Source organism: Saccharothrix stipae (assembly GCF_054781895.1).
Window position 1 is genome coordinate 103312 of record NZ_BAAGTN010000025.1, and the last position, 16589, is coordinate 119900.

Annotated in this window: 13 protein-coding genes; 9 read left to right on the forward strand and 4 right to left on the reverse strand. The window is 72.1% G+C overall.

Features of this window, described 5'->3' with window-relative positions:
* The first annotated feature begins 321 nt into the window (after positions 1–321).
* The 8 genes from ACYVLT_RS36905 (at position 322) to ACYVLT_RS36940 (ending at position 11465) form a co-directional block, all read left to right on the forward strand.
* On the forward strand, positions 322–1737 hold the full coding sequence (locus ACYVLT_RS36905) for an MFS transporter (RefSeq protein WP_461124804.1): 1416 nt from the start codon (positions 322–324) through the stop codon (positions 1735–1737).
* A 189-nt stretch (positions 1738–1926) separates the two neighbouring features.
* A complete protein-coding gene (locus ACYVLT_RS36910) occupies positions 1927–2409 on the forward strand; it encodes a nuclear transport factor 2 family protein (RefSeq protein WP_461124805.1) in 483 nt (160 codons plus the stop codon).
* A 167-nt stretch (positions 2410–2576) separates the two neighbouring features.
* The gene (locus tag ACYVLT_RS36915) at positions 2577–3467 is read left to right on the forward strand and encodes an ankyrin repeat domain-containing protein (RefSeq protein ID WP_461124806.1); all 891 of its coding nucleotides are present in this window, start codon (positions 2577–2579) and stop codon (positions 3465–3467) included.
* A 26-nt stretch (positions 3468–3493) separates the two neighbouring features.
* Positions 3494–5449 carry a maltotransferase domain-containing protein gene (locus tag ACYVLT_RS36920; protein ID WP_461124807.1) on the forward strand — a complete coding sequence of 652 codons (1956 nt, stop codon included), beginning with the start codon at positions 3494–3496 and terminating at the stop codon, positions 5447–5449.
* Positions 5450–5463: 14 nt separating this feature from the next.
* On the forward strand, positions 5464–7164 hold the full coding sequence (treS, locus tag ACYVLT_RS36925) for a maltose alpha-D-glucosyltransferase (RefSeq protein WP_461124898.1): 1701 nt from the start codon (positions 5464–5466) through the stop codon (positions 7162–7164).
* On the forward strand, positions 7161–8651 hold the full coding sequence (locus ACYVLT_RS36930; RefSeq protein WP_461124808.1) for a maltokinase N-terminal cap-like domain-containing protein: 1491 nt from the start codon (positions 7161–7163) through the stop codon (positions 8649–8651). Before treS ends, ACYVLT_RS36930 begins: the two co-directional genes overlap by 4 nt.
* A complete protein-coding gene (glgB, locus tag ACYVLT_RS36935) occupies positions 8648–10813 on the forward strand; it encodes a 1,4-alpha-glucan branching protein GlgB (protein WP_461124809.1) in 2166 nt (721 codons plus the stop codon). The genes ACYVLT_RS36930 and glgB overlap by 4 nt, the downstream gene beginning before the upstream one ends.
* Before the next feature lie 103 nt (positions 10814–10916).
* Positions 10917–11465 (forward strand): nuclear transport factor 2 family protein, encoded by a 549-nt coding sequence (locus tag ACYVLT_RS36940; protein WP_461124810.1) that lies wholly within the window; start codon positions 10917–10919, stop codon positions 11463–11465.
* A gap of 67 nt (positions 11466–11532) precedes the next feature.
* On the opposite strand, the gene ACYVLT_RS36945 is transcribed toward ACYVLT_RS36940, so the two are convergent.
* On the reverse strand, positions 11533–12984 hold the full coding sequence (locus ACYVLT_RS36945; protein ID WP_461124811.1) for a serine hydrolase: 1452 nt from the start codon (positions 12982–12984) through the stop codon (positions 11533–11535).
* A 98-nt stretch (positions 12985–13082) separates the two neighbouring features.
* Positions 13083–14714, reverse strand: a complete 1632-nt coding sequence (locus ACYVLT_RS36950) for a sulfatase-like hydrolase/transferase (RefSeq protein ID WP_461124812.1) — start codon at positions 14712–14714, stop codon at positions 13083–13085.
* A gap of 78 nt (positions 14715–14792) precedes the next feature.
* Here ACYVLT_RS36950 and ACYVLT_RS36955 point away from each other — a divergent pair, with 78 nt between their 5' ends.
* On the forward strand, positions 14793–15464 hold the full coding sequence (locus ACYVLT_RS36955; protein ID WP_461124813.1) for a RibD family protein: 672 nt from the start codon (positions 14793–14795) through the stop codon (positions 15462–15464).
* Here the strand turns inward: ACYVLT_RS36955 and ACYVLT_RS36960 are convergent.
* Positions 15446–15847: a DoxX family protein gene (locus ACYVLT_RS36960; protein WP_461124814.1), complete on the reverse strand. Its 402-nt coding sequence runs from the start codon at positions 15845–15847 to the stop codon at positions 15446–15448. The genes ACYVLT_RS36955 and ACYVLT_RS36960 overlap by 19 nt on opposite strands.
* A complete protein-coding gene (locus ACYVLT_RS36965) occupies positions 15840–16559 on the reverse strand; it encodes a CDP-alcohol phosphatidyltransferase family protein (RefSeq protein ID WP_461124815.1) in 720 nt (239 codons plus the stop codon). The genes ACYVLT_RS36960 and ACYVLT_RS36965 overlap by 8 nt, the downstream gene beginning before the upstream one ends.
* Between the last annotated feature and the right edge of the window lie 30 nt (positions 16560–16589).

The following is a 16589-nucleotide window of genomic DNA, read 5'->3' on the forward strand; positions in this document are numbered from 1 at the left end:
CGGGGCACCCGCCCCGCACCCAGCCGAACCCACCCGTTCTCCCTGCGCGACGGCGGCCGCCCCGCCGGGACCGCGGCAGGGAGAGCCCATCGGTTCGCGCCGGCAGGCGTGCGCGGCACGGTGATCGCCATCGAGCGCTCCCGGGACAACCGGGACATGATCCCGACCGGGTGCCGGTGCCCGCGGGACAACCGCGACATGGCGATCGAACCGCCGCTCGAAGCACGACCGCTGCCCGCTCCGCGCCCCTGCGCCGGTTGAGCGAGCAGACCTCACATCACGCACGGCACGACCGTGCACACGAACTTTTGGAGCACACGCATGTCTACCCACGTCGACCCCGTCGACACCGGCATACCCCAACCGGCGCCCCAGGCCGGTTGGCTCGCGGTCGTCGTCCTGGCCGCCGCACTCGCACTCGACACCAGCAGCGTGGCCGTGGTCAACGCCGCGCTACCCGTCATCGGCCACGACCTCGACATCGGGAGCACCGGTCTGCAGTGGACGATGACCTCCTACGCGGTCACGTTCGCGGGATTCCTGCTGTTCGGCGGTCGCGCGGCCGACGTGCTCGGCCGACGCCGCGTGTTCACCCTGGGCGTCGGCCTCTTCACCGCCGCGACCGTGGTGGCCGCGATCGCGCCGTCCGCCGAGATCCTCATGGTCGCCCGCGCGCTGCAAGGCGTCGGCGCGGCGCTCTCCGGCCCGGCGTCCCTGGCCCTGCTCACCGAGCTGTTCCCGGAAGGCCCGCGCCGCAACAAGGCGCTGGCCGTCTACACCAGCGTCGGCGCGTCCAGCTTCAGCGCGGGCGTGGTGATCGGCGGCGTGCTCACCGACTTCTTCAGCTGGCGGGCCGTCTTCGTGTTCAACGTCGTCATCGGGCTGGCCGTGCTCCTCGCCGTCCGGTCCGTGCTGCCGGTGGGCACGCGCAAGCCGGAGAAGCTCGACGTCGTCGGCGCCACCTCGGTCACCGGCGGCCTGCTGCTCGCGGTCCTCGGCCTGAGCCAGGCCAGCCACAGCAGCTGGACCGACCCGCTGACGATCGGCCCGCTCGCCCTGTCCGTCGTGCTGCTGGCCGGCTTCGTGTGGTGGGAACAGCGGGTGGACAACCCCCTGCTCCAGCTGGGCATCTTCCGGCTGCCCGCCGTCTCGGCGGCCACGGTCGCGGCCGTCGTCTTCTTCACCGCCGTGCTGGCCGTGCTGTTCTTCGCACCGCTCTACCTGCAGGGGCTGCTCGGCTACACGCCGCTCCAGTCCGGCCTGGCCATCCTGCCCATGGGCATCACGGTGGTCCTCAGCGCGAACGTCGCGGGCCGCGTGATGGCGAAGGTCGGCCAACGCCCGCTGCTGATCACCGGTCTGCTGCTGATCGCGGCCGGTGTCGGGCTGTGGGCGGTCACGCCGCTCGACGGGAACTACTGGCTGCACATCTTCCCCGCGGTCCTCGTCATGAGCGTCGGCCAGGGTGTCGCGTTCGCGGGCCTGACCGCCGCGTCGCTGACCGGCGTGCCGCAGCACGAGCACGGCGTGGCGGGAGGCCTGAACGTCACCGCGCAGCAGCTGGGCGGCAGCGTCGGCGTCGCCGCCCTGGTCACGCTCGCCGCCACGGTCAGCCCCACCGGCGAGCCGCGGGACGTGCTGGCGGGCTACCACGCCGCCTACCTCGCCGCGATCGCGGTGATCCTGGTCGGCATCGCGTTCATCGTCGTGCTCATGCGGGGTGACCGACGCACCTGACCATCCGGCCAGGGAGTCCCGCGCCCTTCCCCTCACCCCCGGTGGATGCGGCGCGGGGCGTGGCGCACGGAGGTCCCCGCCCACGTGCGCCCAACCCGACCTTCCGGCCCGGAGGTTCCCCACACCTCCGGGCCGGAGGGCTCCCGTTCTCCCGACTACCGACCACGCCCAACCAAGTGAGGAACCGACATGTACCGACGGATCGGTCTGGCCGCGTTGGCGCTCGTCGCCGCGGCCGCGTGCAGCAGTGAGGAGCCCGCCGCCGAGGCCGGGCAGACGACCACCGTGGCGGGTGCCGGCACGACGGCGAGCACGGAGTCCGTGCCGCTCTCGGACGCCGACCGCGCCGCCGCGCCGGAACTGGCGAAGCGGTTCGCCGACGCGGCGAACGCGGGCGACGCGGAGGGTGTCGCGGCCACGTTCGCCGAGGACGCCCGGTTCGACAGCGTGGGCCGGATCTACCCGTCCCGCCAGGAGATCATGGACCGCTTCCTCACCCCGGAGGTCATCAAGCCGGGCGGCAGGTACGAGGTCACCGGTGAGCGGTGGAACGGCGACCGCTACCGGGTCGACTACGACTTCGCCACCGGTCGCGGCGGCTCCGAGGTCTTCTACTACGAGTTCCTGGTGCGCGACGGGCTCATCCAGGACGTCATCGGCCGCTACAGCTAGGCCGGAACCGACGGCGGAACCCCGCCGCACGCCCCACGAAGGCGTGCGGCGGGGTTTCGCGCTTCTTCGGCATGTTGCCGCAGTCGCCGCCCGTTCCTCGTGTCCCGTGTGGATCGCTGTCAGCCTGGAAGCAGGGAGATTTCCCACCGCTGAAAGGAAATCCACACGTGAACAACAGCCGGATCGACACCCGCAAGATCGTCGACGACTGGTACGGCGCCATCGGCCGCGGCGACATGACCGCGATCATGGCCGGCCTGTCCCCGTCCGTGGTGCTGGAACTGCCGCAGGACCAGTGGAACGCGGTCATCCCGTACCTCGGCACGCACGTCGGCCTGAACGAGGTCGCCGAGGCGTTCCGCATCCGCGCCGAGACGACCGAGGTGCTGGACTACGGCCTGCGCGGCCTGTTCGTGGACGGCGACACGGCCTGCGCCGTCGTCTACACCAAGGGCAGGCACACCCGCACCAAGGTGCTGTTCGAGATCGAGGACATGCACAAGGTGGTGCTGTCCGACCAGGGGAAGATCACCCACTGGAAGGTCTACTTCGACCCGAACACCGAGGTCAACGCGTTCAACGCGGACCGCGAGCCGCGCCTGCACGCGGCGGCCGCGGCGGGCGACGTGAACGAGGTGCGCGACCTGCTGTCCTTCGGCGGCGACCCGAACCGGCACGACGAGCGGACCGGGCTGACCGCGTTGCAGGCCGCCGCCGCGCGCGGTGACGACACGGTGGTCCGCGCGCTGCTCGGTGGTGGCGCGGACGTGCTGGTCACCGAGCGCTCCGGGCAGACCGCGCTGCACAAGGCCGCCGAGCACGGCGCCGTCGAGGTGGTGACCGCCCTGCTGCGCGCCGGGTCCATCGTGGACGCCCCGGTCGCGACCACGGGCCAGACACCGCTGCACATCGCGGTCCGGCACGGCAACGCCGACGCCGCCCGCGTGCTGCTGGCCGCCGGCGCCCGCGCCGACCTGGTCGACCACCTCGGCCGCACCCCGCTCGACCTGGCGCGCGACCTGCTCGCGCCGGAAGTCGTGAACGCGCTGTTCGCGTGAGCACCACGACTGGAGGGAGGGCTGCAGTGAACGGGCGGTTGGTGGTCGACGACGTCACCCCCGAGGTCAGCTCGGGCCGCCACCCGGCGAAGGCCGTCGTCGGCGAGCACGTGCCGATCTCGGCCACGGTGTGGCGGGAGGGCCACGACGCGGTCGCCGCGACGGTGGTGTGGCGCGGTCCGGGCGACCCGAAGGGCACCGGGATCCGGATGGCGCCCGCCGACGCGGGGTTGGACCGGTGGTACGCCGCCGTCGTCCCGGACCGCGAGGGCATGTGGACGTTCCGGGTGGACGCGTGGAGCGACCCGTGGACCACGTGGCGGCACGCCGTGACGGCGAAGCTGACCGCGGGGCAGGACGCCGAACAGCTGGCCAACGACCTGGAGGCGGGCGCCCGGCTGCTGGACCGGGCCGCCCGCCGGTTGCGCCGCCGGGCCGAACGGCCGGTGCTGCGCGCCGCCGCGCAGGCCCTGCGGGAACGGGAGCACGGCCTGGCGCAGCGGGTCGAGCTCGCGCTGTCGGACGCCGTGCGGCGCACCATGCACGCCCACCCGGTGCGCGAACTGGTCACCCGCGGCCAGACGCACCACGTCTGGGTGGACCGGGTGAAGGGCCGGTTCTCGGCCTGGTACGAGCTTTTCCCGCGCTCCACCGGTGGGGTGGACGCGGACGGCAACCCGCGGCACGGCACGTTCGCCACGGCGGAGCAGGAGTTGCCGCGCATCGCCGACATGGGCTTCGACGTGCTGTACCTGCCGCCGATCCACCCGATCGGCGAGGTCAACCGCAAGGGCCGCAACAACAGCACCACCGCCGGACCCGACGACGTGGGCTCTCCGTGGGCCATCGGCTCACGCGCCGGCGGCCACGACGCCGTGCACCCGGACCTGGGCACGCTGGAGGACTTCCGGCGCTTCGTCGCCCGCGCGAACGACCACGGCCTGGAGGTGGCGCTGGACCTGGCGTTGCAGTGCGCGCCCGACCACCCGTGGGTGACCGAGCACCCCGAGTGGTTCACCAGCCGCCCGGACGGCTCGATCGCGTTCGCGGAGAACCCGCCCAAGCGCTACGAGGACATCTACCCGCTCAACTTCGACAACGAGCCGCAGGGCCTGTACGCCGAGGTGCTGCGGGTGGTGCGGCACTGGATCGGGCAGGGGGTGCGGATCTTCCGGGTGGACAACCCGCACACCAAGCCGCCGGACTTCTGGCACTGGCTGATCCGGCAGGTCAAGCAGACCGACCCGGACGTGCTGTTCCTGTCCGAGTCGTTCACCCGGCCGGCCCGCCTGCACGGCCTGTCCCGGCTCGGCTTCACCCAGCACTACACCTACTTCACCTGGCGCACCGCCAAGGAGGAGCTGGAGGAGTTCGGCCGCGACCTGGTCGAGCACGCCGACGAGGGCACGCCGAACCTGTTCGTGAACACCCCGGACATCCTGCACGAGTCGTTGCAGCACGGCGGCCCGGCGATGTTCGCGCTGCGCGCGGCGCTGGCCGCCACGCTGTCGCCGTCGTGGGGCGTGTACTCGGGGTACGAGCTGTTCGAGCACCAGGCGGTGCGCGAGGGCAGCGAGGAGTACCTGGACTCGGAGAAGTACGAGCTGCGGCCCAGGGACTACTCCGGGGACACGTTGCAGCCGTGGCTGGCCACGCTCAACCGGATCCGGCGCGCCCACCCGGCGTTGCGGCAGCTGCGCACGCTGCGGTTCCACGAGGTCGACAACGACGCCCTAATCGCGTACTCGAAGACCGACCCGGACAGCGGGCGCGCGGTCGTCTGCGTGGTCACCCTCGACCCCGACCGGCCGCAGGACGGCACGGTCACGCTCGACCCGGCCGCGCTCGGGCTGCCCGAGGGCGCCCGGTTCACCGCCCGGGACGAGGTCACCGGCGAGGTCTTCGACTGGGGCCGGTCCAACTACGTCAAGCTCGACCCGCGGCAGGCGGTCGCGCACATCGTGTCGGTGGGTGAGGCGTGACCGGGATCCAGCCCCTGGGCCGACCGGGGACGGTGCGGCACGAGCGGGCGCACGCGCTGCCCGTCGACCACGAGTGGTACAAGCGGGCGGTCTTCTACGAAGTCCTCGTCCGCGCGTTCAACGACGACAACGACGACGGCACCGGTGACCTGCGCGGCCTCGCGGCCAAGCTGGACTACCTGGAGTGGCTCGGCGTGGACTGCCTGTGGCTGCCGCCGTTCTACGCCTCGCCGCTGCGCGACGGGGGCTACGACATCTCCGACTTCCGCGCGGTGCTGCCGGAGTTCGGCACGGTCGAGGACTTCGTGCACCTGCTGGACGAGGCGCACCGCCGCGGCATCCGGATCGTGACGGACCTGGTGATGAACCACACCAGCGACGCGCACCCCTGGTTCAAGGCCTCGCGGGAAGACCCGGACGGCCCGTACGGCGACTACTACGTGTGGAGCGACGACGACCAGCGCTACGCGGACGCGCGGATCATCTTCGTCGACACCGAGACGTCGAACTGGACCTACGACCCGGTGCGCGGCCAGTTCTACTGGCACCGGTTCTTCTCCCACCAACCCGACCTCAACTACGAGAACCCGGCCGTGCAGGAGGCGATGCTCGACGTCCTGCGGTTCTGGCTCGACCTGGGCATCGACGGGTTCCGGCTGGACGCCGTGCCGTACCTGTTCGAGGAGGAGGGCACGAACGGCGAGAACCTGCCGCGCACGCACGAGTTCCTGAAGTTGTGCCGCAAGGTGGTCGACGACGAGTACCCCGGTCGGGTGCTGCTCGCCGAGGCCAACCAGTGGCCGTCGGACGTGGTCGAGTACTTCGGCGACCCCGACGTCGGCGGCGACGAGTGCCACATGGCCTTCCACTTCCCGCTGATGCCACGCATCTTCATGGCCGTACGACGCGAGTCGCGGATCCCGATCTCCGAGATCCTTGCCCAGACCCCGGACATTCCCTCGCGTGCGCAGTGGGGCATCTTCCTCCGCAACCACGACGAGCTGACGCTCGAAATGGTCACCGACGAAGAACGCGACTACATGTACGCGGAGTACGCCAAGGACCCGCGGATGAAGGCCAACATCGGCATCCGCCGACGACTGGCACCGCTGCTGGAGAACGACCGCAACCAGCAGGAGCTGTTCACCGCGCTGTTGCTCTCGCTGCCCGGCTCGCCGGTGCTGTACTACGGCGACGAGATCGGCATGGGCGACAACATCTGGCTGGGCGACCGGGACGGCGTGCGCACGCCGATGCAGTGGACCCCGGACCGCAACGCCGGGTTCTCGTCGTCCGACCCGGGCCGGCTCTACCTGCCGGCGATCGCCGACCCGGTGTACGGCTACCAGGGCGTCAACGTCGAGGCGCAGCTCGGCACCACGTCGTCGCTGCTGCACTGGACCCGGCGGATGCTGGCCGTGCGGCGCGCGCACCCGTCGTTCGGTTTGGGCACGTTCACCGAGCTGACCTGCGCGAACCCGAGCGTGCTGGCCTACCTGCGGGTGCACGGCGACGACACCGTCCTGTGCGTGAACAACCTGTCGAGGTTCCCGCAGCAGGCCGAGTTCGACCTGTCCGACTTCGCGGGCAGCCTGCCGGTGGAGCTCACCGGCGGCGTGGTGTTCGCGCCGATCGAGTCCGACCCGTACCGGCTCACCCTGCCCGGTCACGGTTTCTACTGGTTCGCCATCCACCGCATGGGAGAAGCCCGATGACCCCGGTCCCGGTTCCCCCCGGTCCGCCGGCACCGCCGACTGCGGCCCGATCGTCGGCACCGCCGACCGGAGCCCGACCGTCGGCACCGCCGACCGAAGACCTGTGGCCCCGGCTGGAACGCGCCCTGGCCGCCTGGCTGCCGTGGCAGCGCTGGTTCGGCGGGAAGGGCCGGCCGGTCGACCGCGTCGACGTCGAGCAGGCCACCGAACTGGTCGACCAACGCTCCTCCGGCGGGCCGCTGGGGCTGCTGGTCGTGGCGTCGGTGCGGTTCGCCGACGGCGGTCCGGCCGAGCGGTACCAGGTGCCGATCGGCGTGCGCACGACGTTGCCCGACCGGCTCGCGCCCGCCGTGCTCGCCGGGTTCGACGGGTGCGTGGTGTACGACGCGACCGGTGACGCCGAGCTGAACGCCCTGCTGCTGCGACTGATCGGGCAGCGGTCGCGACGCGACGACGTCACGTTCACGCCGGAGCCGTCGTTCACCGGGTCGAGTCGGCGCGGGCTGGTCGGCAGGCCGATCGGGGCCGAGCAGTCGAACACCTCGATCGTGTACGGCGACCGGTACATCCTCAAGCTGTACCGGCGGCTCGCGGCGGGGCTGAACCCGGACCTGGAGGCGCACCGCGCCCTGCGTCGGGCCCGGTCGCCGCACATCGCCACGCTGCTCGGCGCGGTCGAGGGCGCGGTGGACGGCGCGCCCGCCACGTTCGGCATGTTGCAGGCGTTCGCGGCGAACGCGGCCGAGGGGTGGGCGATGGCGATGACCAGCGTCCGGGACCTGTTCGCCGACGCCACCGCCCCACCCGCGTCCGCCGGCGCCGATTTCGCGGCCGAGGCGCGGCGGCTGGGTGGCGCGGTGGCCACGGTGCACGCCGACCTGGCGCGCGAGCTGGGCACGGACGTGGTGGGCGCCCGGTCGTTGAGCGACGGGATGGTCGCGCACCTGGAGTCGGCGCTGGGCGTGGTGCCGCAACTCGCGCCGCACGCCGACCGGCTCCGGGCCGCGTTCACCGCGGTCGCCGACATCCCGGGCGGGGTGCCGGTGCAGCGGGTGCACGGCGACCTGCACCTCGGGCAGGCGCTGCGCACGCCGTCGACCTGGCTGCTCATCGACTTCGAGGGCGAGCCGGCCGCGCCGATCGCGGAACGGGTCGCGTTGCAGTCACCGCTGCGCGACATCGCGGGCATGGCGCGGTCGCTGGACTACGCGGCCCAGCACCAGTTGCGGCTGTTCAACCCCACGCCCGAGTTGCGCCGCCGGGCACGGCAGTGGACCGCGCACAACCGCGAGGCGTTCATCTCCGGGTACGCGGAGGTGGCCGGGTTCGACCCGGTCGGGCCGCTGCTGACCGCGTTCGAGCTGGAGAAGGCCGTCTACGAGACGGTGTACGAGACCCGCAACCGACCCGACTGGGTCGACATCCCGCTGCGCGCGGTGGAGCGATCCCTCGGGCAGGCGGCCGGTGCGCCCGGAGGTGGACGATGACCGTCGAGCTGTCCATCGTGGACCTCGGAGCGCCGGACCCGGAGGCGGTGGACCGGCTGCTCGCCGGGACGCACCCGAACCCGCACCAGGTGCTGGGCGCGCACCCGCGGCCGGCCGGTGCGGTGGTGCGCGCCCTGTGGCCCGGCGCGGTCGCGGTGACCGTGGTGACGTCGGCCGGTGAGCGGTTCGGGTTGGGGCGGTTGCGTGACGGGCTGTTCTCCGGCGTGGTGCCGGTGCGGTTGGCGGACTACCGGTTCGAGGTGGTGTCCGCCGACCGGATCGAGCTGGTGGACGACCCGTACCGGTGGCTGCCCACCGTCGGCGAGCTGGACCTCCACCTGATCGCCGAGGGTCGGCACGAACGGCTGTGGGAGGTGCTGGGCGCGCACCCCCGTTCGTTGGGCGGCGTGTCCGGCACCGCCTTCGCGGTGTGGGCGCCGAACGCCGCCGGCGTGCAGGTGTCCGGGTTGCCGATGCGGCGGCTGGGCGCCGGCGTCTGGGAGCTGTTCGTGCCGGGTGTCGCGGCGGGTGCGGAGTACCGGTTCCGGGTGCTGGGCGCGGACGGGGTGTGGCGGGAGAAGGCCGACCCGATGGCGTTCGCGGCCCGGCTGCCGGGGTCGGTGGTGCACGCGTCCGCCCACGAGTGGGGTGACGGCTCGTGGCTGGCCGCACGGGAGGCGACGGACTGGTCACGGGCACCGGTCTCCGTGTACGAGGTGCACCTGGGGTCGTGGAAGCCCGGTCTGGGGTACCGGGAGCTGGCCGAGGAGCTGGCGGACTACGTGACCGGGCTGGGGTTCACGCACGTGGAGCTGATGCCGGTGGCCGAGCACCCGTTCGGCGGCTCGTGGGGCTACCAGGTGACCTCCTACTACGCACCGACCTCGCGGTTCGGCTCACCCGACGACTTCCGGCACTTCGTGGACGTGCTCCACCAGCGCGGCATCGGCGTGATCGTGGACTGGGTGCCCGCGCACTTCCCGCGTGACGAGTGGGCGTTGGCGCGGTTCGACGGGACCGCGCTGTACGAGCACCCCGACCCGCGACGCGGGGAGCACCCTGACTGGGGCACGTACGTGTTCGACTTCGGCCGGCCCGAGGTGCGCAACTTCCTGGTGGCCAACGCCCTGTTCTGGGTGGAGGAGTTCCACGTGGACGGGCTGCGGGTCGACGCGGTGGCGTCCATGCTGTACCTGGACTACTCGCGGCCCGAGGGCACGTGGGAGCCCAACGTCCACGGTGGACGGGAGAACCTGGAGGCGGTGCGGTTCCTGCAGGAGCTGAACGCGACCGTCTACAAGCACCACCCGGGCGTCGTGATGATCGCCGAGGAGTCCACCACCTGGCCCGGCGTGACCCGGCCGACCGACCACGGCGGGTTGGGGTTCGGCTTCAAGTGGAACATGGGCTGGATGCACGACGACCTGCGGTTCTTCGGGCAGGACCCGGCGGATCGCGATGGCCGGTCGGACGAGGTCGCGTTCTCGCTCTCCTACGCGTGGAGTGAGAACTTCGTGCTGCCGCTGTCGCACGACGAGGTGGTGCACGGCAAGGGTTCGCTGTGGCGCCGGATGCCCGGTGACGACCGGGCCAAGGCGGCGGGGCTGCGGTCGCTGTTCGCCTTCATGTGGGCGCACCCGGGCAAGCAGCTGCTGTTCATGGGCGGCGAGTTCGGGCAGCGGGACGAGTGGTCGGAGTTCGGGCTGGACTGGCACCTGCTGGACTCGCCCGTGCACTCGGGCGTGCGGCGGCTGGTCGCGGACCTGAACCGGGTCTACCGGGCGACGCCCGCCCTGCACCGCCGGGACACCGACCCGGGCGGGTTCTCGTGGGTGCACCTGTCGGACCTGGTGTTCGCGTTCCTGCGGCACGGTGACGGCACTGACGGTGGCGACGGCGATGCCGGTGGTGACGTGGTGGCGTGCGTGGCGAACTTCGCCGACGTCGCGCGGCCGGAGTACCGGATCGGACTACCGCGGTCGGGCCGGTGGCGCGAGATCCTCAACACCGACGGCACCGACTACGGGGGCTCCGGCGTGGGCAACCTCGGCGAGGTGCTCGCGGAGGACGTGCCCTACCACGGTCAACCGGCGTCGGCGGTGCTCACCCTGCCCCCGATGGGCGTTTTGTGGCTGATGCCCGAAACCTATGCGGATCGGTAATCGCGGCAGGTATTGGACCTGTCACGCTGGGCGACCATACGGTCGAAGGGCGACGAATTCCCGTACGCCGGCGGAGTTCGTGACCCCTCAACCAGGAGTGAGCATGACGACGGAAGACCCTGTAGGCGTGTCCCGGGCCGACCTGCTGCGTGGTTTCGGGATGACCGCGGTGGGAGTGGCGGCGGGCTCGCTGCTCGGCGCCGGCACCGCGACCGCCGCCCCGGACGACCGGGACCACCCGAACGTCAAGCTGATCAAGGACTACTACGCGGCCTACGGGTCGGGCGACCTCGGCAAGCTGCGCCGGTTCTTCGCCGACGACATCCGCTGGACGATCCCCGGCCACCACCCGCTGTCGGGCACCAAGGTCGGCGTCGAGGAGGTGCTGGCGTTCTTCGCCGAACTCGGCAAGGCGGGTTTCCGCGCCGAGCCGATGTTCCTGGCCGCGGACGGCGACTGGGTCGTCGACCTGCACCGCGGCTGGAGCACCAAGCCAGCGGGCCTGGACATCACCTGGGCCCTGGCGTTCCGGATCCGCGGCAGGCGGATCGTGGAGGCGATCAACTTCGCCGCCGACCAGCACGCGGCCGACCGGTTCTTCTGGCAGGCCTACCCGTTGGCCCCGATCCCGAACCGGTTGGCCAAGCGCTGACCCGCCGCGCACGGACCCGGTCGGTGGGCGGCCACTCCGCGGCGTGGCGGAGTGGCCGCCCAGGCGACTAACCCCGCCGCGCGGTCACGTGCGGGAGCAGCGCCAGGTCGGTCATGATCCGGTCCACGGCCGCGCCGAGCTTGGCGTACTTCTCGGTGTAGAGCACCGGGAAGACGCCGGGGCGGTTGGCGGGCCGGTAGGTGTCGACGTAGTCGGTGCCCAGGTTGCAGAACGCGACCACGATGTAGTTGCGCCTCTCCTTGCCCGGCAGGGACTTCACGATGCCCGCGTCGCTGCCGGTCGTGTCCACCCAGCCGGTCTTGTGGCCGAACGCCACCTCGGCGGCGGCGTCGCACGGCCGCACGTCGCTGTCGTACACGGCGGCGCCGACCGTCATCGTGCCGTCGGCCTTGATCCACCGCGACGGCGTCCTCTGCGGGATGCCCTGCACCGGGTACGCGCGCCCGCAGTGGTTCGTGGTGGACAGCATCTCGTTGTGCCCCTGGTCGCCCAGCGACTTGAGGAACTGGAGGCGGGCCGCCGGGCTGAGCACGTCGCGGGTCACCGCACGGCCCGCCTCGGTCGTCCACAGCGTGCCGGAACCGCCGTTGACCAGCAGGAGCAGCTTCGCGGTGTCGATGCTGCTCATGTTCGACCCGATCCACCGGCCGCCGTTCTCCGGGTTGGTGCCGGTGACCATCAGCGTCGGCATGCCGAGCTCGACGAACGTGCGGTTGACCTCGTCCCACGCGCCGAGGTCGTGGATCAGCTTGATCAACGCGCAGGTCGACTCGTTCTGCGACTTGGTGATCATGTCGTCGAAGTGCAGCCGGATCACCCGGCTGGACGCGGCGCCGCACACCGGGTGCGGGGTCACCGGCCGGTAGTCGTAGACCGCGTCGAGGTTCACCCGGCCCTGGTCGGCCAGCCGCAGCACGCCGAAGCCCACCATCAGCTTGAGCACCGACGCCGGGTACGGCGAGGAGAAGTCGATCGGCGCGTTCTCCCGGCCGGCGAGCACGTCACGCGTGCCGCGACCGCCGTTGACGTCCCACTCGGTGTCGTCCCACCAGCGGTAGCGCACCTGGTCGGTGGACAGCTCCCGCTTGTCCAGCGGCACCACGACCCCGTTCGGGTACTGCGGGCTGAGCAGCACGTCGGCCATCGCGATCGGCCGGCCGAAGCGGTCGAGCTCGATCACCGCGAGGTCCATGTTCGGCATCTGGTGCAGCGGCCGGGCCGCGGCGGCGTTCACCCCGGCGGCGGCTGCCTCCTCGGGCGCCAACGGGTCGTACTTCTCCGGCGCGCCCGCCTTCGACGCCGCGACCAGTTCCGGCGGCGTCAGGTCGAGCACGTCCTTGAAGTCCTGCGCCACCACGGCCTGCCGCAGCGATTCGGCCAACCGAGCGCTCACGTCGATCTGGGCCCCCGCGGCCGACACCGTGGTCACGGCACCGACCAGCGTCGTCGCCGCCGTCAACGCGGTGGCGGTGAGCAGCCTGCGTCGGAAGGATCTCATTGCACTCCCCCATGAGGTGATCCGTCTGCGCCACCGACCGTAGAGCATTCGTCGCATTCGCGTGATCGGCCCCGATGACCGGTCCGGACGACCGACGGTCACCTGAACGTGGTGAGAAACTGGTCGCGGAAGGTGTCCATGGGCCGCACCGGCGCCCGCGGTCCGGGCTTGAGCCCGTCGGTCCAGCCCCAGCCCGCGGTCCGGTCCAGCACGGCCGGGTCGCGGGTCACGACGGTGATCGGCACGTCCCGGCCCGCGTCGGGCCCGGTGACGAACGGCGCGGGCTGGTGGTCGCCGAGGAACACGAGCACCAGGTCGTCGTCGCCGTAGGTCTCCACGTAGGACACGAGGGTGTTCAGCGAGTACTCAAGGGTCCGCGCGTAGTCGCCGCGCACCAGCGCCGGGTCGCGGCCGAACATGTCCTCCGCGGGCGCCTCGCCCGAGGCCATCGACCCGAACACCGAGCCGTCGCCGAGGCGGTCCCAGCCGACGGTCGTCGGCGCGGGCGACCACGGCGCGTGGCTGGACAGCAGCGGGATCACCGCCATCACGGGCGGGTGCGCCGCGTCGCGCTCGAACTGCTGGAACCTCGACATGGTGAACTCGTCGGGTGTGGTCGCGTAGCCGAAGCGCGGCCCCCGGTAGCCGAGGTCGTCGAACGAGTAGACCCGGTCGTAGCCGAAGAACCCGCCCTCCGGCCAGGCCTGGGTGACGCCCGGCATGACGCCGACCGAGCGCCAGCCCGCGCGCCGGAACGCCCCGCCCACGGTCAGCCGGTCGCTGCCCAGCAACGTGCGGTAGCGCTGCTGGTTGTCGATCCACAGCCCGGACAGCAGGGTGGCCTGGGCCAGCCAGCTCCCGCCGCCCGCGGTCGGCGAGGTCAGGAACGCGCTGCGCGCGGCGTACCCGGCGTCGGCCAGCCGCCGGGTGCCCGCGTCGAGCACCGCGCCGACGTGCGGCGCCAGGTCGGGGTGCTCCACCGCGGATCGCCCGTAGCTCTCGACGAACGCCACCACCACGTCCTTGCCGCGCAACGAGGTCAGCAGCTGCTCGCCCGCCGCACCGCCGAACGCGTCCACGGCGGACTCCGCCAGGAAGTCCTCCCGGTCGCGCAACCCGGCCTGCACCCGACGTGCCTGGTCGTAGACGAACTCCGCCGTGCTGTGCGACGCGATCGGACCGCTGGGCGCGACCCGCAGACCGGGCGCGGCCAACGTGATCCACACGACCGCGAGGACGGCCACCGCGCGCGTGACGAACTGCCGGTGCCGACCCACGACCGAGCTCAGCCGCAGCGCGGACCGCGCCGTCAGCACCACCACCGCGCCGGCCAGCAGCACGACCACCGCCACGGCCGCCACCGCCGCGAACCGCCCCGCCGTCACGTCCACGTAGTCCACCGCGGGCACCAGCAACGGCCAGTCCAGCACCAGGTCGAACGGCCGGTACAGCACCGCGTCGAAGCCGATGTCCAGCAGCTTCACCACGAGCAGCACACCGAGCACCGCGCCGCCGACCGGCGCCAGCACCCGCCCCGCGCGTTCGGGCAGCACGAGCACCAGCACCACGCCGAGCAACCCCTCCACCGGCAGCCGCAGGAACGTGGCCGGCGTCAGCGAGTCGAAGTCGCTGGGCATCGCCAAGGCCGACAACACCAGCAGGGCGGCCAGTGCGGTGACCCCGCCCCGACGGCCCCGACGGCCGCCACGGTCCACGACGTCCTCGGTCATGCGGTCCCTCTCGATCGCCCTGTCGGGTAGAACGCACGCACGCCCACCCGCGGTTCAGCCGTCGGTACGGTGGGGCTCGTGACTCGCCCGTACGTCCTGCTCAGCGTCGCCGTCAGCGTGGACGGCTACATCGACGACCGCGGCGCGCAACGGTTCCCGCTGTCCAACGCCGAGGACTTCGACCACGTCGACCGGATGCGCGCGGAGTCCGACGCGATCCTGGTCGGCGCGGCGACGATCCGCCGCGACAACCCGCGCCTGCTGGTGAACCGCGCGGACCGCCGTGCCGCCCGCGTCGCCGAAGGCCGTTCCGAGTACCCGGTGAAGGTGGCCGTGACGGGCAGCGGCGACCTCGACCCGGCGCTGGCGTTCTGGCACCACGGCGGCGAGAAGCTCGTCTACACCACGGACTCCGGCCGGTGGCGCGCCGAGCCGGTCGTCGGCCACCTCGCCGAGGTGGTGTCCCTCGGTCCGGCCGTCGACTTCGGCGCGCTGCTGGACGACCTCGGCGCGCGCGGCGTGGACCGGCTCATGGTGGAGGGCGGCGGCACGATCCACACCGCGTTCCTGTCCGCCGGGCTGGCCGACGAGATCCGGATGGCCGTGGCGCCGATGCTGATCGGCCAGGCCGCCGCGCCGCGGTTCGTCAACCCGGCCGAGTTCCCCGGCGGGCCGGCCCGGCGCTTCCACCTGGAGGAGGTGACCAAGCTCGGCGACGTGGCCGTGCTGCGCTACTTCCCGAAGCTCTGAAGCAGCGCGCGGATGGTGTCGCGCCGCAACCACGCCACCACGGCGGCCAGCGCGAGCAGCACGGCGGGCAGCACCGCGCCGTCCGGGTCGTTCAGGATGACCAGCTCCGTGGCGACCGCGCCGGCCATCACGCCCACCAGGCCCAACGCGGCGAGCCCGCACAGCCGCGGCACGAGCAGGCCGAGCGCTCCCGCGATCTCCAGCACACCGGTGACGTACCGCAGCCACTGCCCGGAGCCGATCTTGTCGAACTTGCCGACGAAGTCGTCGCCGAGCAGCGAGACCCCGCTGTAGACGAAGTACGCGGCCAGCAGCACCTGCACCACCCACAGGGCGATGTTCCCGACACCGCGGACGACGTCCGTTCGAGCTGCGTCAGACATGGCTGATTCCTTCCACCGATACCGGAGCATTGCGCCACAACCAGGCGATGTCACGCCCGAACGACCACCCGAGCGAGGCGAGCGCCAGTCCTACCAGGACACCGTCGTGCGGCAGCAGGCCGGACGCGGCGACGACCAGCGCGATCCCCTGCACGGCGGCCACCACCTTGCGGGCCTGGCTGGGCGGCAACGCGCCCCTCAGCCAGGCCAGGCCCCAGGAGGCCGCGACGAACGCGTACCGCAGCGCGCCCACGACCAACACCCACGGTCCCAACGCGAACGCCACGTGCACGCTCAGCACCAGGATCAGGAACGCGTCGACCTCCATGTCGAACCGCGCGCCCATCGCCGACGTGGTCCCCGTGCGACGGGCCACCTGCCCGTCCACGAAGTCCAGCGCCAGCGCGACCGCCGCGAGCGCGACGAGCAGCGCCGTCTCCCGGCCACCGGCGGCCACCAGCGCCGTGACGCCACCGACCAGCAGGCCCCTGGCCGACGTGACCCGGTCGGCCGGCCCGAGCACGCCACGCACCGACCGCTGCACCGCACCGTTCAGCAACGCCTGCGTGACCACCGCGTAGGCGATGCCCACGAGCCACCCGAGCGCACCCAACCCGACCGTGGCCTCCAGCACGCTGAGCAGCACCACCTGCGCACCCGCCCACGCCGCAGGCTCTGTGTTGACGGTCGCGCTGTGCTGGAGTGTGGTCATCTTGCCCCTCGTGCCGGTTCGGAGGTTGTA

Coding starts and splice junctions, on each gene's coding strand:
- ACYVLT_RS36905 (WP_461124804.1), top strand. CDS start 322: ATGTCTACCCACGTCGACCCCGTCGACACCGGCATACCCCAACCGGCG.
- ACYVLT_RS36910 (WP_461124805.1), top strand. CDS start 1,927: ATGTACCGACGGATCGGTCTGGCCGCGTTGGCGCTCGTCGCCGCGGCC.
- ACYVLT_RS36930 (WP_461124808.1), top strand. CDS start 7,161: ATGACCCCGGTCCCGGTTCCCCCCGGTCCGCCGGCACCGCCGACTGCG.
- glgB (WP_461124809.1), top strand. CDS start 8,648: ATGACCGTCGAGCTGTCCATCGTGGACCTCGGAGCGCCGGACCCGGAG.
- ACYVLT_RS36940 (WP_461124810.1), top strand. CDS start 10,917: ATGACGACGGAAGACCCTGTAGGCGTGTCCCGGGCCGACCTGCTGCGT.
- ACYVLT_RS36945 (WP_461124811.1), bottom strand. CDS start 12,984: ATGAGATCCTTCCGACGCAGGCTGCTCACCGCCACCGCGTTGACGGCG.
- ACYVLT_RS36950 (WP_461124812.1), bottom strand. CDS start 14,714: ATGACCGAGGACGTCGTGGACCGTGGCGGCCGTCGGGGCCGTCGGGGC.
- ACYVLT_RS36960 (WP_461124814.1), bottom strand. CDS start 15,847: ATGTCTGACGCAGCTCGAACGGACGTCGTCCGCGGTGTCGGGAACATC.
- ACYVLT_RS36965 (WP_461124815.1), bottom strand. CDS start 16,559: ATGACCACACTCCAGCACAGCGCGACCGTCAACACAGAGCCTGCGGCG.